This window comes from Solimonas soli DSM 21787, assembly GCF_000474945.1.
GTDB classification, from domain to species: domain Bacteria; phylum Pseudomonadota; class Gammaproteobacteria; order Nevskiales; family Nevskiaceae; genus Solimonas; species Solimonas soli.
The window spans coordinates 216,000-239,270 of the sequence record NZ_KI440838.1; the positions used below are offsets into that span (position 1 = coordinate 216,000).

Below are 23,271 nucleotides of genomic sequence, written 5' to 3' on the forward strand. Positions count from 1 at the left end.
GATGAACGCCGTCCTGCGATCGCCGCGGTGCGCGGCGGCCGTCGTCGCCGCCGCCGTCGTATTGGCATACGCCGATGCGCTCGGCGGGCCCTACCAGTTCGACGATTTCGACGCCTTCGTCGACGTGCCGGCCGCGCACACGCTCGCGGCCTGGTGGCAGGACCTCGGCCACGGGCTGCGCCCGCTGCTCAAGCTCAGCTATCTCGCCGACTGGCGGCTCGGCTTCGGCGCGCCGGGCTTTCATCTCAGCAACCTGGCGATTCATCTCGCCAATGCGCTGCTCGTGCTGGCGCTGGCGCGGCGCTGTCTCGGCCACTGGCTGCCGCAGGCCGACGCCGCGACGCGCGATCGGGCCGCGCTGTTCGCGGCGCTGGTGTTCGCCCTGCATCCGGCGCAGACCGAGGCCGTCACCTACATCAGCGGCCGCTCGGTGTCGTTGATGACGCTGGCGCTGCTGCTGGCGCTCCACGCCTATCTGCGGCAGCGCTGGCTGGCGGCCGGCGCGGCCTTCGTCGCGGCCATGGCGATCAAGGAGCCGGCGGCGATCCTGCCGCTGCTGCTGTGCCTGATCGAGCGCTGCGGCCCGGCGCCGCCTGCGCGCGCGACGGTGCGGCGCCGACGTCTCGCCGTCTTCTTCGCCGTGCCGCTGGTGCTCGGCGGCTGGATGCTGCTGCACACGCGCTACCACGATTTCCTGCTCGCCAGCCTCGGCACGCGCACGCCCGGCGACAATCTGCTGTCGCAGCTCGGGGCGTTGCGCTATCTCGTCGAGCTCGCGCTTGGCTTGCGCGCACCGAACATCGATCCCGATCTCGCCGAGGCGACGCAGTGGACGCCCGCGCTGCTCGCGGGCGCCCTGCTGCTGGCGCTCGCCGCGGCCGCTGCCCACGCCTGCAGACGGACGCGGCCCTGGCTGATCTTCGCGTTCGCCTGGTTCGTCATCGCCCTGCTGCCGACCAACTCGCTGCTGCCGCGCTACGACCTCGTCAACGATCGCCAGCTGTATCTGGCCAGCATCGGCCCGCTGCTCGGCGTCGCCGCCGAACTCGCCGCGCGGCGGGCCTTCGAGAAGCCGCGCGCGCTCGTCGTCCTGCCGGCCTGCGCCGCGCTGTGCGTGGCCCTGCTGCTCGGCACGCGGCTGCGCAACGACGACTATCGCAGCGAGATCGCCCTGTGGCGCGCCACCGTCGCGGCGTCGCCGGGCAAGGCGCGGCCCTGGAACAATCTCGGCTACGCCTACCAGCTCGCCGGCTGCGGCGCGCAGGCGCGTCTGGCCTACGAGCAAGCCCTGGCGATCGACCCAGGCTATCTGCGCGCGCGGGACAATCTGCTCGTGCTGTCGCTCGCGCCGGCGCGCCGCGCGCACTGCGCGTGAGGCGCGCCGCGCGGCCCTGGCGCCGCGCTACGATAGCCGCGCGCCGATCTTCGCCCCGCCATGCCCGCCGCTCCGAAAGAAGCCATCGCCGTGCTGCTGCGTGATGCGCGCCGCGAGGATGCGGGCGCGCTGGCGGCGCTGGTGCGCGCGTCCGGGCCGGCCGCCTTCGACTACGTGTTCGCCTGCGGCGGGCGCAGCGCCGAAGCGTTCCTGCGCGCGGCGCTCGACGACGGCCGCGGCCTGCTCGGCTGGCCGCACCATCGCGTCGCGCTGCACGGCGAGCGCATCGTCGCCTGCATGGCGCTCTACGACGCGAATCAGCTCGCGACGCTCGCGCAGGCGAGCCTCTGGCAGTACTTCCGCCTGTACCGACCGTGGAGCGCGATGCGCGTCATCCATCGCGCCTTGCAGATCGGCGCCATGCAGCCGCCGCCGGCGGCAGGCGATCTGTATATCGCGCATCTCAGCGTCGCCGACGATCTTCGTCGCCGCGGCATCGCCACGCGGCTCTTGCACGAAGCGCTGCAGATCGCGCGCAGGCGCGGACATACGCACTGCGCGCTTGATGTCGCGCGTGACAATGAAGCGGCGCTGGCGCTGTATCGCCTGCACGGATTCCGCCTCGAAGCCGAACGCGCGTTGCCGGACGGCGGTCATCAGGTGCCGCCGTCACGCCGCTTGCGCTGCGCCGTGTAGCAAAGGATGAACGCGCACTGAATCGCGAGGGTTGTCCTGCGCGTTTCAATTGGCCACACTTGGGCCGATGCAAACGCCACACGATTCCACGGCGTCGCCGCCGCTGCTCACGTCGCGCGATGCGCTGTTCGTCGATTTCGATGGCACGCTGACCGAGATCGTTGCGCGTCCCGAGCTGGTGCGGATCGAACGCGATCTGGTGCCGCTGATCGAACGCACGCAGCGCCTGCTCGGCGGTGCGCTCGCGGTCATCAGCGGCCGTCCGCTGCGCGAGCTCGATCATTACCTCACGCCCCTGCAGCTGCCCGGCGCCGGCCAGCACGGCGCCGAGCTGCGCGTGCACGGCAATGCCACGCCGAAGCGTCGCATCTGGCCGGGCGTGGCGCAGGCCGCGTCGACCCTGCGCGAGCGCTATGGCGGCGATCCCGAACTGCTGGTCGAGAACAAGGGCGCCGCCGTCGCCCTGCATTACCGCGCGGCGCCGCAGCGCGCCGGCGAGTGCGAGAACGCCGCGCGCGAAATCGCCGCGCGGCACGGACTCGCGGTGATCGTCGGCAAGATGGTCGTCGAAGTGCGGCCGCGTGGCCTGCACAAGGGCGTCGCCGTCGAGGCCCTGCTCGAACGTCCGCTGTTCAGCGGTCGGCGGCCGGTGTTCATCGGCGACGACACCACCGACGAGGACGGCTTCGCGCTGGTCGAGACGCGCGGCGGCCACGGCATCAAGGTCGGCGAGGGCGAGACGCGGGCGCGCTATCGCCTGTCCGACGTCGACGCCGTGCATCGCTGGCTGGCCGACAGCGCCGATGCCGGCGCCCGCGCCCGCGAATCGGCGTGACGCCATGAGCCGTCTCGTCGTCGTTTCCAACCGCGTCGGCCCGCTGCGCGGCACGGCGCGCGCCGGCGGCCTCGCGGTCGCTCTCGCCGAGGCCTTGCAGCGCCGTCGCGGCCTGTGGTTCGGCTGGAGCGGCGAGGTGGCGGAGAACGCCGAGCCGCGCCTGCAGACGCAGACCGTCGGCGGCGTCACCCGCGCGACGCTCGATCTCAACCAGACCGAGCACGACGACTACTACAACGGTTATGCGAACCGCTGCCTGTGGCCGCTGTTTCACTATCGCCTCGATCTCACCGCTTTCGATCGCCGTTTCTATGACGGCTATCAGCGCGTCAACCGCCGTTTCGCGCAGGCGCTCGCGCCGCTGCTGCGCGACGACGACGTGATCTGGGTGCACGACTACCACCTGCTGCCGTTCGGCGAGATGCTGCGCGCCATGGGCGTGCGGCAGAAGCTCGGCTTCTTCCTGCATATCCCGTTTCCGGTACGCGAGATCTTCACGGCGCTGCCGGGCCACGATCGTCTCGTGCGCGCGCTGCTGGCCTACGACCTGATCGGCTTCCAGACCGACACCGACCTGCAGTGCTTCCGCGACTACGTGCTGCGCGAGGCCGGCGGCAGCGCCGACGGCGACACGCTGCACGCCTACGGTCGCAGTGTCGTGGCGCGCGCCTTCCCGATCGGCATCGACACGGCGCAGTTCGCGCAGATGGCCGCCAGCGACGAGGCGCGTCGCGATGCCGCGCGGCTGCGCGCCGCGATCTTCAACCGCGTGCAGATCGTCGGCGTCGACCGCCTCGACTACACCAAGGGCCTGCCGGAGCGCTTCCTGTCGTATCAGAAGCTGCTGGAGGACTATCCGGACGCGCACGGCCAGGTGAGCTTCCTGCAGATCGCGCCGACCTCGCGCGGCGACGTGCCGGAATACATCAACATCCGCCAGGAGCTCGAGACGCTGGCCGGCCACATCAACGGCCGCTTCGCGCAGCTCGACTGGACGCCGCTGCGCTACATCAACCGCGCGATCACGCGCCGCCAGCTCGCCGGCCTCTACCGCATGAGCCGCATCGGCCTCGTCACGCCGCTGCGCGACGGCATGAATCTCGTCGCCAAGGAATACGCCGCCGCGCAGGACCCGGCGGACCCGGGCGTGCTGGTGCTGTCGCGCTTCGCCGGCAGCGGCAGGCAGATGCCGGCGGCGCTGATCGTCAATCCCTACGACATCGCCGGCGTCGCCGAGGCGCTGCAGACCGCGCGGCACATGGCGATCGAGGAGCGCCGCGAGCGCCACGCGGACCTGATGCGCGGCCTGCTCGAGAACGACGTGACGCGCTGGTGCGACGACTTCCTCGCCGCGCTCGACCACGCGTAGGCGAGCGGAGCGCGGTTGGCGTGAACCGGCTCTAGGCCTTGCCGGCGAGCTGCGCGACGATCGCCGGATTTTCCAGCGTCGACACGTCCTGCGTGATCTCCTCGCCCTTGGCGATCGAGCGCAGCAGGCGGCGCATGATCTTGCCGGAGCGCGTCTTCGGCAGGTTGTCGGCGAAGCGGATGTCGTCCGGCTTGGCGAGCGCGCCGATCTCGCGGCCGACGTGCTCGCGCAGCTCCTTGGCCAGCTTCTCGGCCTCGGCGCCGTGCGGACGCTCGCCGCGGCAGATCACGAAGGCGAACACGCTCTCGCCCTTGACCTCGTGCGGACGGCCGACGACCGCCGCCTCGGCGACTTTCGGATGGCTGACCAGCGCGCTTTCGATCTCCATCGTGCCGAGACGATGGCCGGACACGTTGAGCACATCGTCGATGCGGCCGAGGATCCAGTAGTAGCCGTCCTCGTCGCGATGCGTCGAGTCGCCGGCGACGTAGTACTTGTTGTGGAACTGGCTCCAGTAAGTCTTCAGGTAGCGCTCGTTGTCGCCCCAGATCGTGCGCAGCATCGACGGCCAGGGCTTGGTCACGACGAGATAGCCGCCGGCATCCTTGTCGCGGAGAATCTCGCCGGCCTCGTCGACGACTTCGACGGCGATGCCCGGCAGCGGCTTGGTGCAGGAACCCGGCTTGGTCGGCACGGCGCCGGGAATCGGCGAGATCATGATGCTGCCGGTCTCGGTCTGCCACCAGGTATCGACGATCGGCAGGCGCTCCTTGCCGATCACCGTGTGGTACCACATCCACGCTTCCGGATTGATCGGCTCGCCGACGCTGCCGAGCAGGCGCAGCTTCGACAGGTCATATTTCTTCGGCCAGTCGTCGCCGAGTTTCATCAGCGCGCGGATCGCGGTCGGCGCGGTATAGAAGATCGTCACCGCATGATCCTGGGCGATCTTCCAGAAGCGGCCCGCGTCCGGCACGGTCGGTGCGCCTTCGTACATGAGGATGGTCGCGCCGTTGGCGAGCGGGCCGTAGCAAACGTAGGAATGGCCGGTGATCCAGCCGACGTCGGCGGTGCACCAGAACACGTCGTCGTCGCGCAGGTCGAAGACCCACTGGCAGCTCGTCATCGCGCCGAGCAGATAGCCGCCGGTCGAATGCTGGATGCCCTTGGGCTTGCCGGTGGAACCCGAGGTGTAGAGCAGGAACAGCGGATGCTCGGCGTCGACCCATTCGGGGTCGCAGCTCGGCTTCTGCTGGCCGACGACGTCGTGCCACCACACGTCGCGCTTCACGTCGAAGGCGACCTCGTGCCGGGTGCGTTTCAGCACCAGCACCTTCTCGATCGTCTTGCAGCCCTGGCTCAGCGCCTCGTCGGCGGCTTTCTTGAGCTCGACGATGTGCCCGGCGCGATGGCCGCCGTCGGCGGTGATCAGCACCTTGGCGCCGGCGTCCTCGATGCGGTCCTTCAGCGACGACGACGAGAAACCGCCGAAGACGATGCTGTGGATCGCACCGATGCGCGCGCAGGCCTGCATCGCCATCACCGCTTCCGGCACCATCGGCATGTAGATGACGACGCGGTCGCCCTTCTTCACGCCGAACGACTTCAGCGCGTTGGCGACGCGGCAGACTTCGGCGTGCAGTTCCTTGTACGTGTAGTTCTTCCGGTCGCCCGGTTCGCCTTCGAAGCGGATCGCGATCTTGTCGCCCTTCGCGCCGAGATGGCGGTCTAGGCAGTTCGCCGAGGCGTTGAGCTTGCCGTCGCCGAACCACTGGTAGTTCGGCGCCTTCGAATCGTCGAGCGCCTTGCCGAACGGCGTGTGCCAGGACAGTTCCTTGCGGCCGAGATCGGCCCAGAAGCCGACGTGATCTCGGGCCGCGGCGGCGTGCAAGGCCTGCAGGCGCTCAGGATCGAGGCGCGCGCGCGCGACGAATTCCGGCTGCGGCGCGAACAGGCGCTTCTCCGTCAGCACCGATTGCAGATTCTTGTTGTCAGCCATGCGGTTCTCCTGAAGCTGGGCTGGGGCGGCGCGGGCCGCATCGTTGTCCTGATGTCGAAACATTATTCCGCAATCCGCCGGGCACGTGCCTGCGTCGCGGTGCCGCTCGCGCGAAAGCCCCGGCGCGCGGGCCGGGGGCTTTCTTGCGCGGCGACGTTCAGTCGTGCGCGTGCAGCGAGCTGCCCTTGGTCTCGCGGACGAACAGCGTGCCGATGATCAGTGTCATCACCGCGATCACGATCGGATACCAGAGGCCGTAGTAGATGTCGCCGTGCAGGCTGACCAGGGCGAAGGCGATGGTCGGCACGAAGCCGCCGAACCAGCCGTTGCCGATGTGGTACGGCAGCGACATCGAGCTGTAGCGGATGCGCGTCGGGAACATCTCGACCAGCCAGGCGGCGATCGGCCCGTAGACCATCGTCACGTAGATGACGAGGATCGCGAGCAGGATCACCAGCATCGGCTTGTTGACCGCGGCGGGATCGGCCTTCTTCGGATAGCCGGCGGCGGTCAGCGCCTCGCCGAGCGCGCTGCCGAAGGCGGCGTTCTGCTCCTTGAAGGCCGCCTTGTCGAGGGCCTTGCCGTTGAAGGCGTCGACCGGCGTGCTGCCGATCCGCACCTGCGCCACGGTGCCCGCCGGCGCGGCCTCGTTCGCGTACGGGATGCCGGCCTTGGCCAGCGCGCTCTTGGCGATGTCGCAGGAGCTGTTGAAGACCTTCTTGCCGACCGGGTCGAACTGGAAGCTGCACTGTGCCGGATCGGCGATCACGGTGACCGGGCTGGTCGCCGCGGCCGTCTCGAGCGCCGGATTGGCGTAGTGCGTGATCGCCTTGAAGATCGGGAAGTAGGTCAGCGCCGCGATCAGGCAGCCGGCCATGACCACGGACTTGCGGCCGATGCGGTCGGACAGCCAGCCGAAGAAGATGAAGAACGGCGTGCCGATCAGCAGGCCGGCGGCGACCAGCAGATTGGCGGTCGTCGCGTCGACCTTCAGCGTCTGCGTGAGGAAGTACAGCGCGTAGAACTGGCCGGTGTACCAGACCACGGCCTGGCCGGCGGTGGCGCCGAACAGGGCGAGAATGACGATCTTGAGGTTCTTCCACTGGCCGAAGGCTTCCGAGAGCGGCGCCTTCGAATGCTTGCCTTCCTCTTTCATCTTCTTGAACAGCGGCGACTCGTTGAGCTGCAGGCGGATGTAGACCGAGATCGCCAGCAGCAGCGCCGAGACGAGGAAGGGAATGCGCCAGCCCCAGGCCTCGAAGGCCTCGGTGCCGAGCGCGAGCCGGCAGCCGAGGATCACCAGCAGCGAGAGGAACAGGCCGCCGGTCGCGGTGGTCTGGATCCAGCTCGTCGCGTAGCCGCGGTTGTCGTCGCGCGAGTGCTCGGCGACGTAGGTCGCGGCGCCGCCGTACTCGCCGCCGAGCGCGAGGCCCTGCAGCAGGCGCAGCGAGATCAGGATCACCGGCGCGGCGACGCCGATCGAGGCGTAGCTCGGCAGCACGCCGACCAGGAAGGTCGACAGACCCATGATCAGGATGGTGACGAGGAAGGTGTACTTGCGGCCGACCAGATCGCCGAGCCGGCCGAACACCAGCGCGCCGAACGGCCGCACCGCGAAGCCGGCGGCGAAAGCCAGCAGCGCGAAGATGAAGGCGCTGGTGTCGTTGAGGCCGGAGAAGAACTGCCTGGCGATGATCGCCGCCAGCGAGCCGTAGAGGTAGAAGTCGTACCACTCGAAGACGGTGCCGAGCGATGACGCGAAGATCACGCGCCGCGCTTCCGATTTGCCGATCGTGGTCTGCGAGGCACCCAAGGTGCCGGCCGGGCTGCTCATATTGCTGTTCTCCTCGATGTCGTTATGGCCGTTGCGGATTCCCGCGCGCAGACGGCGTCAGCAGTCTGCACAGCAGGACCGATGCCATGATCGAGAATGAATGAAAACAGGGACTTGAGGGTTACAGCCCGATGACGGCTGTTACGTGACGTAACAGCACGTAACAAAACGAAAGCGGCGCGGCTGCCTGGGAGTGCAAGCATGCCGCGCCGCAAGTACCGCAACTCTCCGGCCGCCCGCACCGGCTGCGGGCTCAGCGCGGGTGCGCGCTGAAGAAGCTCCACATCTCGGCGTTGATGCTGAAATCCTGGCTGGTCTTGCCGATCAGCGACTCGGACATGTACTGGCGCCCGCCCGGCCAGGTGTGGCCGCCGTTGTTGACGATGTACTGCCGCACTTCGCCGCCGCTGCCGCAGCCGACATTGCGCAGCAGGGTCGTCGTCGTGCCGTCGGCGGCGGTGTCGGGCAAGGCCACGCTGCTCGTCGCGCTCGCCGTGCAGTTGTGGCGCGACAGCCAGAACGAGAAGGCGTCCGGCGCCGACAGCACGCCGACGCGCCCGCCGTTGAACGGCACGATGGGGTCGGCGCTGCCATTGACCAGGATCACCGGCCGCGGCGTGGCCGGCGCGCAGGCCAGCGACAGGCCCTTGCTGATGGTGCCGGCGACCAGGGCGATCGCCGCGATGCGGTCCGACAGCTCGCAGCCGAGGCGCTCGGCCATGAACGCGCCGTCCGACAGGCCGCTGAGATAGAGGCGGTCGGCATCGAGGCCGAGGTAGCCGGTGACGATGTCGATGACCTTGGCGTGGAAGCCGACGTCATCGGTGCCGTTCGAGTAGCCGGGATCATCGTTCCAGCCGCCGTCCAGCGCTTCCGGCAGGATCGCCCAGTAGCCGTTGGCGACCACGCTCTCGGCGATGACCGTCAGGTTCGACTGCGCTTCCGGCGTGCCGCCGGTGCCGTGCAGCACGAACACCGCCGGCGCGTTCGCATTGGCCGGCTCCGGCCGCACGACGAGGAAGCGGCGCGTGGCGCCAGCGTGCGCGAAGCTGATGTCGAAGGCCGCCGAGCCGCGCGGCAGGGTCAGCAGACGACCGTTGATCGTGACGACGGTGTTGGCCGTCAGCTTGCCGGCCTTCTTGGCGTCGGAGACGGTAAGGTCACCGATGGGGCCGGTGTAAGCACCGACGAAATTGCTGACGGTGGCGGCGAAAGCCGGCGTGGTGCCAAGCAGGGCGGCGAGCAGTATCAACAGGCGCATAGACATTTTCTCCCATGACGCTGTGAGCGTAAGCCGGCCCGGCTCCGCGCGGCGCGCCGTTCGTCCGCCCCGGACGACGCTTCGGCGTGGTGCGATACTCATGGGCCAACCACGCCGGCGGATCGCGACCGTTCATCATGGAAATGCGCACGCTGGGCCGCTCGGCCCTCGAGATCGCGCCGCTGGCTTTCGGCGGCAACGTGTTCGGCTGGACCGCCGACGAGAAGACCTCGTTCGCGCTGCTCGACGCCTTCGTCGACGCCGGCGGCAATCTCGTCGACACCGCCGACAACTACTCGCACTGGGCGCCCGGCAACGCCGGCGGCGAGTCGGAAACGATCATCGGCCGATGGCTCGCGCAGGGCGGCGCGCGACGTGCGCGCATCGTGCTCGCCAGCAAGCTCGGCAAGCCGATGGGGCCGGGCCTGCAGGGCCTCGCGCCGGACTACGTGCGCAAGGCGGTCGAGGCGTCGCTGCGGCGCCTGCAGACCGACTGCATCGACCTCTACCAGGCGCACGCCGACGATGCGCACACGCCGCTGGCCGACACGCTCGGCGCCTTCCAGCGCCTGATCGAGCAGGGCAAGGTGCGTGCGATCGGCGCGTCGAACTACAGCGGCGCGCGCTTCGCCGAGGCTTTGCGCGTGGCGCGCGAACACGGCCTGCCGCGCTACGAAACGCTGCAGCCCGAGTACAGCCTCTGCGAGCGCACCGCCTACGAGCGCGAATACGAGCCGCTGGTGCTGAAGGAGCAGGTCGGTGTCATCCCGTTCTTCGCGCTTGCGAGCGGCTTCCTCACTGGCAAGTACCGCAGCGCCGCCGACTTCGCGGGACGTCCGCGCGCGATGATGCTCGAGCGCTACGCGACGCCGCGCGGCTGGCGCATCGTCGAGGCGCTGCGCGACATCGCCGCGCGCCTGCGGGCGACGCCGACGCAGGTCGCGCTTGCCTGGCAGCTCGCGCGTCCGAGCATCAGCGCGCCGATCGCCAGCGCGACGAGCGTCGAGCAGCTACGTGACTTGCTCGGTGCGGCGAGGCTCGCGCTGTCGCCGGACGATCTCGCGCAACTTGACAAGGCCAGCGCCTGAGCTTCGCTATTGAAGCCGGGCATGTGCGCCGCGCCGCCGCGCTCAGAGCGAGCGCCGGATGAAATCGAAGACCTGCTGCTCGATGGCGGACCAGGCCTGAAACCAGGAGGCCGCGTCGCCCTCGAGCAGCGTGCAGCAGTGGCCGAACTTCAGGCAGCAGCCGGACCCCGCCGGCGTGACGCGCACGATGCCGGTGTAGTCGGTGATCGGCAGTGCGCCGGTGTCGACGAGTCGATAGCGGTAGTAGAAGTCCTTGGGCACGATCTCCTCGAGCCGCTCGACGAACGGTGGCCCTTCCGGCAGGTGCACGCGGCGCAGCGCGCCGGGTGCGATCTGCGGGCCGGCCGGGAACTCGGCTCTGGTGAAAAAGCCGCCCTTCGTCAGTACGGGCATGCCGTCCCAGCTCACGAAGCCCCAGACCTTCTCGGCCGGCGCGTCGAAGCGGGCGGCGATCTCGAAGCTCGCCATGGTCAGACCAGCTTGCCGAGCGCGAAGAAATCCGTCTCGACGCGCCAGGTGTCCGCGCAGCGGCGCCAGACGGCGACGTAACGGAATTCCACTTCGTCGCCGCCGGCTTTTGGCGTCAGGTACGAGTTCGACACCTCGTATGCGAGGTCGCGGTCGGCGCGAATGTAGCGCGGCACTTGGCGGGCCTTGGCGAAGTCCTTGCAGAAGGCCTCGAACAGGCTCGTCAGCGCGGCGTGCCCGACGACTGTCGGGCCGCTGCCTTCGGAGACGGTCGGCGCGAGCGCGTCGGGGACGTAGTAGTCGCGGACGATCGCCGCCGCGTCGCCCGCGGCGAAGTTCTTCTCGAACAGGTCGCTGCGCTCCTTGATGATGCGCCGGATCTCGTCGGGTGCTTCGATGCTCATGATGTCGGTCCGGTCTTTCAGCGGATGAAGTCGCGCGAGGGATGCGCGCGCGGATAGTTGCGCAGGAAGTCGAAGTAGCGCGCCAGCGCGGTGTCGGCCCTGGTGAGATAGCCGACCTTGTGGTGGATGCTGTCGAGGATGGGCTTGTCCTCGGCCGCAGTGCGCGCGAGCAGGAACTTGCCGAAGTCGAGTCGCTCGCGCAGTGTCTTGCCGCCTTCGACGTCGACGTTGCGCACGAGCACGGAGATGAAGACGTAGTGGGTGCCGGGTTTCGGCATCGAGAAGCCGGCGGCGATGCCGAGCCACCAGCCGTCGACCGTGCCCTGCTGGAGGAAGGTGCTGCTGCCGTAGATGCCGGCCTCCCAGGCGAGGTCTTCATTGTCCTGGTGGAAGGCGTCGATCTTCATGCGGAAGCCCCACGGCTCCCATTTGATGCTGTTCATCGGATCGTCGCTCTTGAACTTGAAGCCGTGCACGACGGAGATGTGCTGCGTGTCGGGCGTGTTGGACGCGAAGATCCACGGATCGCAGGTGTAGAGTTCCGACATGAACGCTTCGGCGACGAGCTGCTCGTCCGGGTACTCGAAGTCGGCGATCTGCCATAGCGGCTCGTAGCCGTTGAAGACGTAGATGATTCCGAAGCGCTCGGTGACCGGGAAGGTGTAGAGGCAGGCGCCGGGCGGCGGCGGCAGGCCGGCGCCGGTCTTCACGCACATGCCGTTCTCGTCGTATTCCCAGCGATGGAACGCGCACTGCACGCGGTTGCCGAGCACCTTGCCGACCGAGAGGTCGGCGCCGATATGCGGGCAATAGGCGCTCTGCACGCGCACCACGCCGTCCTCGCCGCGGTAGATCACCACGCGCCCGTCGAGGAAGTCGCGGCCGATGATGGTGCCGGCGGGCACTTCGGTGGACAGCGCGATCGGGAACCACGACTGCGTGAACAGGCCGCCCTCGCCTTCGGCCGGCACGTGCATGCCGGTGAAGCGCCGGCGTTCCGCGAGCGGGATGGGGTCGCGGCGTGCGACCGGTTCGGTGGGGGCTGCGGGTTTCACGTCATCCATGGGGTTCTCCTGTGGCGGTAAGCCGCCCGGGGCGGGAACAGTCCGGGCTTGTGCGGGTGGATGGTAGGGCCGATTGCAGCAGACGCGTTCCGGCTCCGCCCATCCACCAAAAAGGGAGAGCGCGCGGTGCTCAGAAGTTGAAGCCGAGCTCGACGCCGTAGCGGCGCGGACGGCTCGGCAGGCCGAGATCGGAGAGGCCGCCGCTGAATTCGTAGGGTACGAATTCGACGACGTAGCGCTCGTTGAAGGCGTTGTCGACGAAGCCGGCCAGCGACCAGTGCTCGCCCTTCAGCGTCAGCCGGAAGTTCACGAAGTGCTGCGGCGCGCGCTTGTCCTCGTTGTCGATCTCCCAGTAGTAGTCGCCGCCCGAGCCATTGATTTCGCCGCGCCCGATCAGCTCGAGCGCGGCGATCGGCTGGTGGTACTCGATGTAGGCGTTGTACGAGTAGCCGGGCACCTGGTTGAGCTGGTTGCCGTCGAAGTCGCCGCGCGCGACGGTGTTGGCGTAGACGCTCGGATCGTAGGAGTCGATCCGCGAGCGCAGCAGGCCGAAGCCGGCGCCGATCTGCAGGTGCCGGATCGGCTGCGTCGACAGCTCGAGCTCGAGGCCGGCGACGTGCGATTTGGGGATGGGGTTCGCGATCAGTTGCGAGACGGTCAGCAGGTCGAGCGTGTAGACCTGCCGGTCCGCGATGTCCATGTAGAAGAAGGAAGCGTTGAAGAAGCTGCGCTTGCCGATCTGGCTCTTGAATCCGGCCTCGTAGTTCCAGAGCTCTTCCTTCTTGTACTGGCGGCCGACCTTGTCCGTGGGGTTGAAGCCGCCGCTGCGGAAGCCCTTGCTGACCGTCGCGTACGGCATGAAATGCTGGATGAGGCCGTTGGGCGGCGTGTCGAAGGTATAGCTGAGCGTGAACTGCGGCTGCAGCGAGCGGAACGTCGCGTCGTTCACGGCGCCGTCGCTGAGCAGGCTCACCTGGTGGCGGTCGTCGATGTCGTAGCGCAGGCCGAGGCTCGCCTGGAATGCCCTACTGATGTCGTAGTCGAGGTGTCCGAAGGCCGCGTACGAGTGGTTGCTGTCGGCGAAATGCTTGTTGACAAACGGGATCGAGAACGGCAGGCCGAGCGCGTCCGTCAGGTCCTGCGCGATGTAGGGCTGCGTCAGCGTCTCGCGGTCGACCGAGAGGTAGTAGCCGCCGAGCAGCCAGTGCAGCGCGCCGGAATCGTTCGAGGTGAGGCGCAGCTCCTGGCTGAACGCCTTGTTGTCGACCGTCTGGATCGCTGTCAGCAGCGGCAGCGGCAGGTAGTCGAGATCCTCGCTCAGATACGAGTCGAGCTTGGAGTAGGCGCTGACCGAGGACAGCTTCGCGAAGCCCGCGTCGTAGTCGGCGCGCAGCGAGACCTCCTCGATGCGCCGCGTGCCGAGCCCCTTGTGGTCGAGGATGACCGGTTTCGGATCGCTGATGTCGCGGTCTTGGCCGAGGCCGCGCAGCAGCGAGTACGGCACGTAGTAGGCGGCACCGGCGCGGATGTCGTCGTAGGTGCCGGTCAGCGAGAACGTCAGCCGGTCCGTGGGGATGAAGAGCAGGTTGGCGCGCACGCTCTTGGCATGCTCGTCGTCGACCTTTTGGTTGAGCGTCTCGTCGTTGATGAGGCCGCCGAAGTCGCGGTACTGTCCGGCGATACGGAACAGCAGCACATCGTCCACGATCGGCCCCGACAACTGGGCCGAGACACGCTGATCGTCGCCGTTGCCCCAGGTGCCCTTGAGGCGGCCGCTGAAGTCGTTGGTCGGCTGCCGGGTGACGATGTTGATGGCGCCGCCCTCGGCGTTGCGGCCGTAGATCGAGCCCTGCGGTCCCTTGAGCATCTCGATGCGCTCGACGTCGAACAGCTCCTGCGTGATCTCGTTCGGAATGTTGCTCTGCACGCCGTCGACGACCACGGCGATCGGCGCCTCGCCCATGCGGATCTGGCCGATGCCGCGGATGTTGATGAGCACGACGCCAGGCTGCTGGGCCTCGATGAGATTGAAATTCGAGGTCAGCCGAGTCAGGTCCTTGACCGTGCCGACGCCCGCCTGTTCGAGTGTGTCGCCGGTATAGGCCTGGATCGAGACGGGCACTTCGCTGAGCAGCTCCTCGCGTTTGCGCGCAGTGACGACGATCGTCTGGACGGCGTCCAGGTCGGCCGCGTCGGCGGCCGGCGTCGCCGGACTGGCCGGCGCCGCGTCAGGAACGGGAATGGTTGCGTACGGTGGCGGTATCGCTGTCGTGCCGGCGTCGGCCGGTGGCGTGGCGGCTTCCTGCGCGAACGCGTGGCCGGCGTCGAGCGCGAACAGCATCAAGAGCCAATGCGCCGTGCCCCGGCGCATCGCGCGTTGCGGACAACTGGGTGTCCCCATGTCGAAATCCCCGTCTGATCGTGAGTGGCGCGGAGATTCCCGGCCTTGCGAAGGCGCTCTCCGGCAACGGGATTGCAACAAAGGGCGGGGACGCTTCCCATCCACCAAAAAGGGAGAGAGGTGGCGCACCGGCGCGGCGCGCGGAGCCTCAGAGCAGCCCGAGCTCGCGTGCGCGCGTGATCGCCTGCGAGCGCAGGCCTGCCTTGAGCTTCTCGTAGAGATGCTTGCGGTGCGTCTTGATGGTGCCTTCGGCGATCTGCAGCCGCCGCGCCATCTCCTTGCTCGACAGGCCGTCGACGAGGAAGTGCAGGATGTCGAGCTCGCGCTCGGTCAGCAGCAGGCGTCCGCCGGGCGTCGGCATGCGTCGCGCGGGAGCGTCTGCGCCGGGCGCGGGGCCGGCGAGCGCGCGTGCGCGGCGCAGTACGTCGGCGTCGAAGTTCATCGGCCGCAGGCGCGCGAGCTCGGCGAGCTCGTCGATCAGGGGCGCGTGCGCGAGGAAGGGGCGCCGCAGGCCGCTGCGCTCGGCCTGCGTCACGGCCCGCGCGAGATGGCGCGCGGCCTCGCGGTAGCGGCGGCCGCGCATGGCGAGACAGGCCGCGAGCAGCGCGGCTTCGAGATGGATGCCGCCGTCGCGCGGCGCCGGCTGCAGCGCCTGCAGCGCCGCGAGCGCCTCCGCCGCTGTGTCGAAGCGTGCGCCCGCGAGGGCGAGGCGTGCCGTCTCGAGCCAGGCCGGCGCGAGGACGCGCACGCCGTCCGGCGTCGCGGGCGGCTGCTGGCGCGCGCGCGCGAGCGCTTCGGCGCAGAGATGGCCGGCGGCCTCGAGATCGCCGTCGGCGCCGGCGCGCCGTGCGCGATGGAGGCGCACGAGGATGTCGAGGCGCGGCAGGCGTCGGCGCGCGGCGAGATCGGCGAAGCTCTCGAGCACGTGCTCCTCGAGCGCGCGGTCGCCGCTGGCGCGGCTCAGCGCCGCAGCGGCGTCGAGCGCGCGCGCGTAGGCTTCGAACCACGAGTGCAGGCGGTAGAGGCTCGTGAGGTCGCCGGCAAGGCACTCGGCGCGTTCGTTCTCGCCGGCGAGGTACGCGGCATGCGCCGCGTCGAGCCGGATCACGCGCCGCTCGTTGCTCGCTTCGCCCAGCACGTCCCCGGCAAGCGCCGCGGCCCGCTCGTACTCGCCGAGCGCCTCGCCGACGCGGCCGAGCCCGTGCAGCGCCAGTGCGCACTGCCAGCGTCCGTAGAGCTCGACGTAGGCGCTGTCGAGCGCTTCGGCCTCGAGGATCGCCGCGCGCGCGCTCGGCAGCGTGCGCTCGTACAGTCCGGCGTTGTTGAGGACCGCGCAGGCGACCGCCGCCGCGCTCGGCGCGAGCAGCGGCGCCTCGCTCGCCGCCGCGTCGCCGGCGCGCTGCTCAAGCTGCGCGAGGCTTTCCTCGGCGAACGGACGGTCGCGATAGACGTCGACGACGGTGGCGATCACGGCGAGGTCGACGTGCAGGCTCGCGGGCGTCTGGTGCGCGCGCACGGCGTCGAGCGCGCGCTGTGCCTCGTCGACGCGGCCGGTCTGTGCCTGCCAGTAGATGCGCGCGAGGATCGCGGCCGGGAAGCGCTCCGCGAGGCCCGCGATGTTCGGCGCGCCGCCATCGAGCGCGCGCAGCCCGTCGTGCCAGATGACGCGCCAGCCGCCGCTGCGCTCGGTGATCTGCGCCGCGAACGAGGGATCGCCGGTGCGGCGCGCGTGCGCGAGCGCCTGCCGGTAATTCCCGGCGTCGGCGCAGGCTTCGGCGGCGCGCCGCTGTGCGGCCTGATGCAACGCCGGCGCCTGGACGCGCAGGCGGCGCAGCAGGAAGGCGCGCAGCACGGGATGGAGGACGACGCGGTCGTGGTCCGTCCACCGCGCCGAGACCGGCAGGCCGTCCTCGACGAGGCCGAACAGCCGTGGCAGCGAAGCCGTCGCATCGAGCGCCTCGAGCATGCCCGGCTCGACGGCATCGAGCACGGCGGCCTGCATCAGCAGGCGCTGGTCGCGCGCCGGAAGCGCCGCCAGCAGCTCGTGCTCGAAATAGTCGGCGCGATGCTCGGCGAGGCGCGCGACGAGATCGTCGGGCGTCGCGTCGGCGAAGGCCGCGGAGCGCTGGCCGCAGGCGAGCGGCCAGCCTTCCGTGAGCTCCATCCAGCGCAGCGCGGCGTCGCGGCCGAGTGCCTGCGCGGCGGCGATCTCGTCGACGCCGAAGGCGAGCTCGGCGCTGCCGTAGCGCTGCACCGGCGCGAACATGGCGATGCGCTCGAGCGGCAGCACGTGCGGATTGCGGCAGGCGAGCACGGCGCGGCCCTGCGTGCAGAATTCGAGCAGGATCTGGCGCACGAGCGACTTCACCGCGTGTCCCGGCGGCGCGCCATCCATGTCGACGATCAGCGTGCCGAGCCCGCCGGGGCACTGGCTCATGGCTTCGAGCGCGGTGTCCGCGGCGACGTCGGGATTCAGCGAGGCTGGCATGCCGGCGTGGCCGCAGAGCTCGCAGAATGAGCGCAGTGCCTGCGTGAGGCTCGTCGCGCTGTGCAGCGTCCAGACGCGCACGCGTTCCGGATTCCGCTCCGACCAGACTTGCGCGAGCTGCCGGGCGAGCCAGGTCTTACCGTAGCCCGCGGGCGCGGCGAGCACGAGCAGGCCCCTGCCGCCGTCGGGCAGGGCGGCGTCGACCAGTCCCGGACGCGGCAGGAAAGCCTTCGCCTCGGAGCTACGCTGGAAACTTCGCGCGGCGCGGTTCGACACAGTTGCCTCGCTGGCGAAAGATCGCCGTCACAATGCTCGGTCTGCAGAAGCCAGCAAAAGCTGTGCCTCCTTACCGTACGCCGGCCTCTCCCTTTTTGGTAGAGCGCGCCGCGCAGACCGCGTCGCTAGAGTGCCGTCACCGCAACGCCGGCGCTCCGCCGCAGGAGGACAAGATGGCATCGAAGGTTCTGCTGGTCCTGACATCGCAGGCGCATCTCGGCGAAGGCGGCATGGCGGCCGGAAGCTGGCTCGAGGAGCTCGCCGCGCCCTATTGGGTGCTGCACGACGCGGGCTGCGTGCCCGTGTTCGCCTCGATACGGGGCGGCGCGGCGCCGCTCGATCCGGCGAGCCGCGCGGCGCCGTGGCTCACCGACGACGGCCGCCGTCTGCTCGACGACGGCGAGGCGATGGCGCTGCTCGGGGCGACGCCTTCGCTGGCCGCGCTGGACGCCGACGGCTTCGACGCGATCTTCCTCGTCGGCGGCGCCGCCGTGATGTGGGACTTCCCGCACGACGCGCTGCTCGGCCGCCTGCTGCGCCGCTTCGCCGACAGCGGCCGCGCGTACGGCGGCGTCTGTCACGGCGTCGCCGGACTGCTCAATCCGCACGCCGGTCCGGATTTCGTCAAAGGCAGGCGGCTCACCTGCATCAGCGACCGCGAGGACGCGCTCGCGGGATACGACAAGCTCGTGCCGTTCATGCCGGAAGCGCCGCTGCGCGCGGCCGGCGCGATCCTGAGCTTCGCCGCCGAGCCGTTCGGCTCGCACGCCGTGCGCGACGGCCTGCTCGTGACGGGGCAGAACCCCGCCTCGGCCGGCGCTTGCGGACAGCTGTTGATCGAGGCGCTCGCCACGCGCACGCGCGCTGAGCCGGTCGGCGCCTGAGCGCATGCCGCGGATCGTCATCGTCGGCGCCGACGGCGAGGGTCGGGAACACGAGCTGTCCGAAGGCACGCCGCTGATGGAGCCGTTGCGCGAACTCGGGCTCGTCGACGCGGTCTGCGGCGGCGGCGTCTCCTGCGGCACCTGCGTCGTCAGCATCGACGCGGCGTGGCGGGCGCGCCTGCCCGACGCGCAGGTCGACGAACTCGCGCTGCTCGACGGTCTCGGCTGCGAGCCCGGAGCGCAGCGGCTGAGCTGCCAGGTGCTGGTCTCGCGCGAGCTCGACGGCATCGTCGTCCGCGCCGCGTCGCACTGCGGCTGAGGGTCGGGCGCCGCGCTCAGCTTCGGCTGCGCGGCAGGTTCATCTTGCCGCGCCGCTCCCACAGCGTCTTGCGGCTGATGCCGAGCGCGCGCGCGAGCTCGGATTCGGTCATCGCATGCTGGTTGGCGAGCACGAAGTTGCGGAAGTAGTCGTCGAGCTTGTGGCCGTCGCTGCCGGCCGCGACCGGCTGCGGCGGCGCCGGGCGGTCGCCGGGAATCGCCAGGTGTTCGGGCTCGATCGCCGGCCCGTCGCAGAGGATCACCGCGCGTTCGAGCGCATTGCCGAGTTCGCGCACGTTGCCCGGCCAGTGGTAGCGGTGGATCGCGGCAAGCGCGCGCTCGGACAGGCGCAGGCCGGCGCGGCTGAGGCGCCGCGCCGCCTTGTCGAGCAGATAGCGCGCGAGCAGTTCGATGTCGTCGCCGCGCGCGCGCAGCGGCGGCATGGCGATCTCGAACACGCACAGCCGGTAATAGAGATCGTCGCGGAACGCGCGCTCCTGCACCATCTTCTCGAGATCGCGATGCGTGGCGGCGAGCAGGCGCACGTCGACGCGCCGCGACACGATGCTGCCGACCGGGCGGATCTCGCCCTCCTGCAGCACGCGCAGCAGGCGCGCCTGCACCGCGAGCGCCAGCTCGCCGACCTCGTCCATGAACAGGGTGCCGCCGTTGGCGGCGGCGATCAGGCCGTCCTTGCGCTGCACGGCGCCGGTGAAGGCGCCCTTCTCGTGGCCGAACAGCTCGGCTTCGATCAGGTTCTCGGGAATCGCCGCGCAGTTGACGGCGATGAACGGGCCGTCGCGGCGCGCGCCCTGGTCGTGGATCGCGCGCGCCACGAGTTCCTTGCCGGTGCCGGACTCGCCGCGGATCAGCACGGTGGCGTCGGTCGCGGCGACGCGACGCACGCGATCGAAGATCTCGCGCATCACGGCACTGCGGCCGACGATGCCGAAGGTCGGCCAGTCGCGTTCGACGTCCTGCTTCAGCGCCGCGTTCTGCCGTGCCTGCAGGCCGCTCTTGAGGATGCGCGCAATGGTCAGCAGCATCTCGTCGTGGTCGAAGGGCTTGGCGATGTAGTCGGCGGCGCCGAGCTGCATGGCCTCGACCGCCGAGCGGATGCTGGCGTAGCTGGTCATCACCAGCACCGGCACCGGCGCGGCGCGCGCGATCAGCTCGGTGCCGGCGACGCCGGGCAGGCGCACGTCGGCGATGATCAGGTCGAAGGTGGCGAGGCCGAGCGCTTCGGCTTCGGCGACGCTGCCGGCTTCGCTGATCTTGTAGTCGTTGCGCGTCAGCAGGCGGGCGAGCTGCCGGCGGATGACGTCTTCGTCTTCGACGACGAGGATGCGTTTCATGTGAACGTCTGCCTCAGGTGAGCACGCCGTGCAGCGCGTCGGACGCGACCGGCAGGCGCAGCGTGAAAGTGGTGCCGTGACCGGGCCGGCTGTCGACGCCGATGCTGCCGCCGTGGTCGGCGACGATGCGGAACACCAGCGGCAGGCCGAGCCCGGTGCCGCGGCCCGGCTCCTTGGTGGTGACGAAGGGCTCGAAGATGCGGTCCTGCAGCTCGGCGGCGATGCCGGCGCCCCAGTCCTGCACCTCGACCGTCACGCTCGCCGCGCCCTGCGCCGCGCGAATCTCGACGCGCCCGTCCGGCGGCGAGGCGTCGGCGGCGTTGGCGAGCAGGTTGACGAAGACCTGCGTCAGGCGCGCGCCGTCGCCGTCGACCGACAGCGTCGCCGGCACGGCATTGGCGAAGCGGATGTCGCGGCCGCTGCGCGACAGGCGCACCAGGCGGATCGCCTCGTCGACCAGAGTCGCCAGGGCGAGGCGGTTGCGCGTGTCGGCCGGCGAGCTGCGCGCGAAGCTGAGCAGCGACTGCACGATGTCGCTGATGCGTTTCGACTGCTGCAGGATGTCGTCGAGTCCCTGTTCGCGTTCGAGCGGATCGTCCTCGTCGCGCAGGTTCTGCGCGATGCAGGAAATGCCGGTGAGCGGGTTGCCGATCTCGTGCGCGACGCCGGAGGCCAGCGTGCCGATCGACGCCAGGCGCGCGCTGTGCGCGAGCTCCGCTTCGAGGCGCTGCTGCTCGGTGAGGTCCTCGACCAGCAGCACGAGACCGCTGGTGTCGCTGCCGGCCTCGCGCACTTCCTCCTTGTGCAGATTGAGCCAGCGCGTGTGGCCGGCGAGCAGCGCCTGCTGCTTGTAGAGATGCGGCGTGCCGGCTTCGATCAGCTGCGCGAACAGCACCGGCCACGGCGCCGGCAGTTCGGCGATGCGCGCGCCGAGCACCGCGTCGGCCGGCAGCTGCGTGATCGTCGCCATGCGCTCGTTCCACAGCAGCACTTCGTGTCGCGCGCCGAGCGAGCAGACGCCGATCGGCAGGTCCTGCAGGATCTGGCGGTGGAAGCGGCGCAGGTGGTTGAGCTCGGCAGCGAGGCCGCGCAGGCGGTCCTGCGAATGTTCGAGCTCCTCCTCGACGAGGCGGCGTCGCGGCAGCGCGTCGTCGTCGCTGGCGAGCACCTCGCGCGCCAGCTGCGGGCCGATCAGGCCGGACAGGTTGCGCTGCAGGCGTTCGAGCACGTAGTGCAGCTGGCGCGGCCGGCGCTCGCGCGCGTCGAGCTTGAGATCGCTGAGCGCGCGCTCGATCTCGGCGTGCGCGGCCTCCTCGCCGAGCGCGTCGGCCAGACGTCCGCGCAGTTCGCCGACGCCGAGGGTGCGCGGCTGTTCGCTGAGCAGCAGCACGGCATCGAGGCGGCAGGCCTGGTCGGCGGCCTGCTCCTTGGCGCTCGGCCGCGTCGACAGCGAACCGAGCGCGAACAGCAGGCCGTTGACCGCCAGCGACCAGAAGGTCGCGAACAGCCAGGGATCCTCGTCGTGCAGCGGCAGCGGCGCGAGCGGCGAAGGCGTGCCGAAGGCGAGCGGCCAGACCAGGATCAGCAGCCACATCGTCATGCCGCCGGACACGCCGGCGAGAAAGCCGACGCGGTTGGCGCGCGGCCAGACCAGCATCGCCAGCACCGCCGGCAGGAACTGCGTGACGCCGACGAAGGAGATCAGGCCGAGGTGGGCGAGACCGGCCGTCTGGCGCATGGTCGCGTAGGCGCCGTAGCCGATGAAGATGACGATGCCGATCAGGGCGCGGCGGCCCCACAGCAGGCGACGGTAGAGATCGTGCGAGGGCTGCGCGCCGCTGCCGATCCACACCGGCAGGATCAGGTGGTTGAGGCACATCGCGGCGAGCGCGAGGCTCTCGACGATGATCATCGCGCTGGCCGCGGAGATGCCGCCGATGAAGGTGAGGAACACCAGCCAGCGCTGGCCGGCGTGGCGCGCCAGCGCCAGCGCGTAGTAGTCCGGCGCCACCTGCAGCTGCGCCGCCTGCCCGGCCCACAGCAGCACCGGCACGGCGAGATTGAGCAGCAGCAGGAACAGCGGGAAGGCCCAGCTCGCGGTGCGCAGGCCGTCGGGATTGATGTTCTCGGCGAACAGCATGTGGAACTGCCGCGGCAGCAGGAAGGCCGCCGAGAAGGCGAGCAGCAGCAAGGTCGTCCAGCTGCCCTGGCGCAGCGGCGTCTGCAGCGCGGCGACGCTCTGCGGGTGCGCGGCGAGCCAGGCGTCGAGCCCGGCCGGACCGCCGAACACGCCGAACAGCGCGACCGCGCTGCAGGCGGCGAGCGCCAGCAGCTTGATCAGCGATTCGAAGGCGATCGCCACCACCAGGCCTTCGTGCTTCTCGCGCGGCGTGACGTTGCGCGCGCCGAACAGCACCGCGAACAGCGTCACCGTCGCGCAGAACACCAGCGCCAGCATGCCGGTCGCGGCTTCCTGGGTCAGCACCTGCGCGGAGGTCACCACCGCCTGGATCTGCAGGGCGATGTACGGCAGCACCGAGGCCAGCATGCAGACCGTGACCAGCATGCCGGTCCACGGGCTTGAGTAGCGGAAGGCGAAGAGATCGGCGAGCGAGGTCAGCTGGTAGTCGCGCACCAGGCGCAGCAGCGGCTGCAGCAGTACCGGCGCCAGCACGAAAGCGAGCGTGACGCCGACGTAGATGGTCAGGAACAGGTAGCCCTGCGTGTGCGCGAAGCCGACGCTGCCGTAGAAGCTCCAGGTGGTCGCGTAGACGCCGAGCGACAGCGTGTAGGTCAGCGGATGGCGGATCAGGCGCTGCGGCAGCGCGCCCCGCTCGGCGGCGTAGGCGACGACGAACAGCACCGCCAGATAGCCGAGCCCGGCGAGCAGCAACTGGCCGAGTTGCGGCTGCCACAGCGGTGTCGGCAGCGCGCTCATCGCGGCCGGCGCCCCTGCAGCAGGGCGGTGGCGACGATCACCGCGAACCAGGCCGCGTACAGCCACCACCAGGGCCGGCCGCCGCCGGTCCACACCCACAGGCCGGGCGGCAGCAGCACGCCGAGCGCGAGCAGGAACAGCACGACGGCGCGGTCATTGCCGCCGCCGCTGCTGGATCCGCGGTCCGTGTCGCGCTGCATGCGCGTCTCCTCGTTCTC

18 protein-coding genes are annotated in these 23,271 nt (G+C 69.9%); 7 read left to right on the forward strand and 11 right to left on the reverse strand.

Features of this window, described 5'->3' with window-relative positions; genetic code table 11:
* Position 1 precedes the first annotated feature (1 nt).
* From K344_RS0117385 to otsA, 4 genes are all read left to right on the forward strand, one after another.
* Complete coding sequence (locus tag K344_RS0117385) at positions 2–1,375, forward strand: glycosyltransferase 87 family protein (RefSeq protein WP_028081738.1); 1,374 nt, start codon at positions 2–4, stop codon at positions 1,373–1,375.
* Between the two features lie 90 nt (positions 1,376–1,465).
* The gene (locus K344_RS22340; protein WP_157623073.1) at positions 1,466–2,071 is read left to right on the forward strand and encodes a GNAT family N-acetyltransferase; all 606 of its coding nucleotides are present in this window, start codon (positions 1,466–1,468) and stop codon (positions 2,069–2,071) included.
* A 67-nt stretch (positions 2,072–2,138) separates the two neighbouring features.
* Positions 2,139–2,906 carry a trehalose-phosphatase gene (gene otsB, locus K344_RS22345; protein ID WP_043114840.1) on the forward strand — a complete coding sequence of 256 codons (768 nt, stop codon included), beginning with the start codon at positions 2,139–2,141 and terminating at the stop codon, positions 2,904–2,906.
* A 4-nt stretch (positions 2,907–2,910) separates the two neighbouring features.
* Positions 2,911–4,275: an alpha,alpha-trehalose-phosphate synthase (UDP-forming) gene (otsA, locus tag K344_RS0117400; RefSeq protein ID WP_028081739.1), complete on the forward strand. Its 1,365-nt coding sequence runs from the start codon at positions 2,911–2,913 to the stop codon at positions 4,273–4,275.
* A gap of 31 nt (positions 4,276–4,306) precedes the next feature.
* Here the strand turns inward: otsA and acs are convergent, their stop codons facing one another.
* The 3 genes from acs to K344_RS0117415 form a co-directional block, all read right to left on the reverse strand.
* Positions 4,307–6,274, reverse strand: coding sequence for an acetate--CoA ligase (gene acs, locus K344_RS0117405; protein WP_028081740.1), 1,968 nt, complete (start codon positions 6,272–6,274; stop codon positions 4,307–4,309).
* Between the two features lie 157 nt (positions 6,275–6,431).
* Positions 6,432–8,108, reverse strand: a complete 1,677-nt coding sequence (locus K344_RS0117410) for an MFS transporter (RefSeq protein ID WP_051362358.1) — start codon at positions 8,106–8,108, stop codon at positions 6,432–6,434.
* A gap of 253 nt (positions 8,109–8,361) precedes the next feature.
* Complete coding sequence (locus K344_RS0117415; RefSeq protein ID WP_028081742.1) at positions 8,362–9,369, reverse strand: CE1 family esterase; 1,008 nt, start codon at positions 9,367–9,369, stop codon at positions 8,362–8,364.
* Between the two features lie 134 nt (positions 9,370–9,503).
* Here K344_RS0117415 and K344_RS0117420 point away from each other — a divergent pair, with 134 nt between their 5' ends.
* A complete protein-coding gene (locus K344_RS0117420) occupies positions 9,504–10,457 on the forward strand; it encodes an aldo/keto reductase (RefSeq protein WP_157623091.1) in 954 nt (317 codons plus the stop codon).
* A gap of 42 nt (positions 10,458–10,499) precedes the next feature.
* Here K344_RS0117420 and K344_RS0117425 read toward each other — a convergent pair whose 3' ends face one another.
* From K344_RS0117425 to K344_RS0117445, 5 genes are all read right to left on the reverse strand, one after another.
* Positions 10,500–10,925 (reverse strand): SRPBCC family protein, encoded by a 426-nt coding sequence (locus K344_RS0117425; protein WP_028081744.1) that lies wholly within the window; start codon positions 10,923–10,925, stop codon positions 10,500–10,502.
* Between the two features lie 2 nt (positions 10,926–10,927).
* Positions 10,928–11,329, reverse strand: a complete 402-nt coding sequence (locus K344_RS0117430) for a YybH family protein (protein ID WP_028081745.1) — start codon at positions 11,327–11,329, stop codon at positions 10,928–10,930.
* Positions 11,330–11,346: 17 nt separating this feature from the next.
* Positions 11,347–12,393: a Rieske 2Fe-2S domain-containing protein gene (locus K344_RS22350; protein WP_084197572.1), complete on the reverse strand. Its 1,047-nt coding sequence runs from the start codon at positions 12,391–12,393 to the stop codon at positions 11,347–11,349.
* 130 nt (positions 12,394–12,523) lie between these two features.
* Positions 12,524–14,764 carry a TonB-dependent receptor gene (locus tag K344_RS22355; protein ID WP_051362359.1) on the reverse strand — a complete coding sequence of 747 codons (2,241 nt, stop codon included), beginning with the start codon at positions 14,762–14,764 and terminating at the stop codon, positions 12,524–12,526.
* 178 nt (positions 14,765–14,942) lie between these two features.
* Complete coding sequence (locus K344_RS0117445; RefSeq protein WP_028081746.1) at positions 14,943–17,558, reverse strand: LuxR C-terminal-related transcriptional regulator; 2,616 nt, start codon at positions 17,556–17,558, stop codon at positions 14,943–14,945.
* 173 nt (positions 17,559–17,731) lie between these two features.
* Here K344_RS0117445 and K344_RS0117450 point away from each other — a divergent pair, with 173 nt between their 5' ends.
* Both K344_RS0117450 and K344_RS0117455 read left to right on the forward strand, forming a co-directional pair.
* On the forward strand, positions 17,732–18,442 hold the full coding sequence (locus tag K344_RS0117450; RefSeq protein ID WP_028081747.1) for a type 1 glutamine amidotransferase domain-containing protein: 711 nt from the start codon (positions 17,732–17,734) through the stop codon (positions 18,440–18,442).
* A 4-nt stretch (positions 18,443–18,446) separates the two neighbouring features.
* Positions 18,447–18,761: a 2Fe-2S iron-sulfur cluster-binding protein gene (locus tag K344_RS0117455; RefSeq protein WP_028081748.1), complete on the forward strand. Its 315-nt coding sequence runs from the start codon at positions 18,447–18,449 to the stop codon at positions 18,759–18,761.
* A 16-nt stretch (positions 18,762–18,777) separates the two neighbouring features.
* On the opposite strand, the gene K344_RS0117460 is transcribed toward K344_RS0117455, so the two are convergent.
* The 3 genes from K344_RS0117460 to K344_RS0117470 are packed head-to-tail and all read right to left on the reverse strand — an operon-like array spanning position 18,778 to position 23,253.
* Positions 18,778–20,115 carry a sigma-54-dependent transcriptional regulator gene (locus K344_RS0117460; protein ID WP_028081749.1) on the reverse strand — a complete coding sequence of 446 codons (1,338 nt, stop codon included), beginning with the start codon at positions 20,113–20,115 and terminating at the stop codon, positions 18,778–18,780.
* A 13-nt stretch (positions 20,116–20,128) separates the two neighbouring features.
* Positions 20,129–23,053: a sensor histidine kinase gene (locus K344_RS0117465; RefSeq protein WP_051362360.1), complete on the reverse strand. Its 2,925-nt coding sequence runs from the start codon at positions 23,051–23,053 to the stop codon at positions 20,129–20,131.
* Entirely contained in the window at positions 23,050–23,253 is a 204-nt protein-coding gene (locus K344_RS0117470; protein WP_028081751.1) for a hypothetical protein, read from the reverse strand. Before K344_RS0117470 ends, K344_RS0117465 begins: the two co-directional genes overlap by 4 nt.
* Between the last annotated feature and the right edge of the window lie 18 nt (positions 23,254–23,271).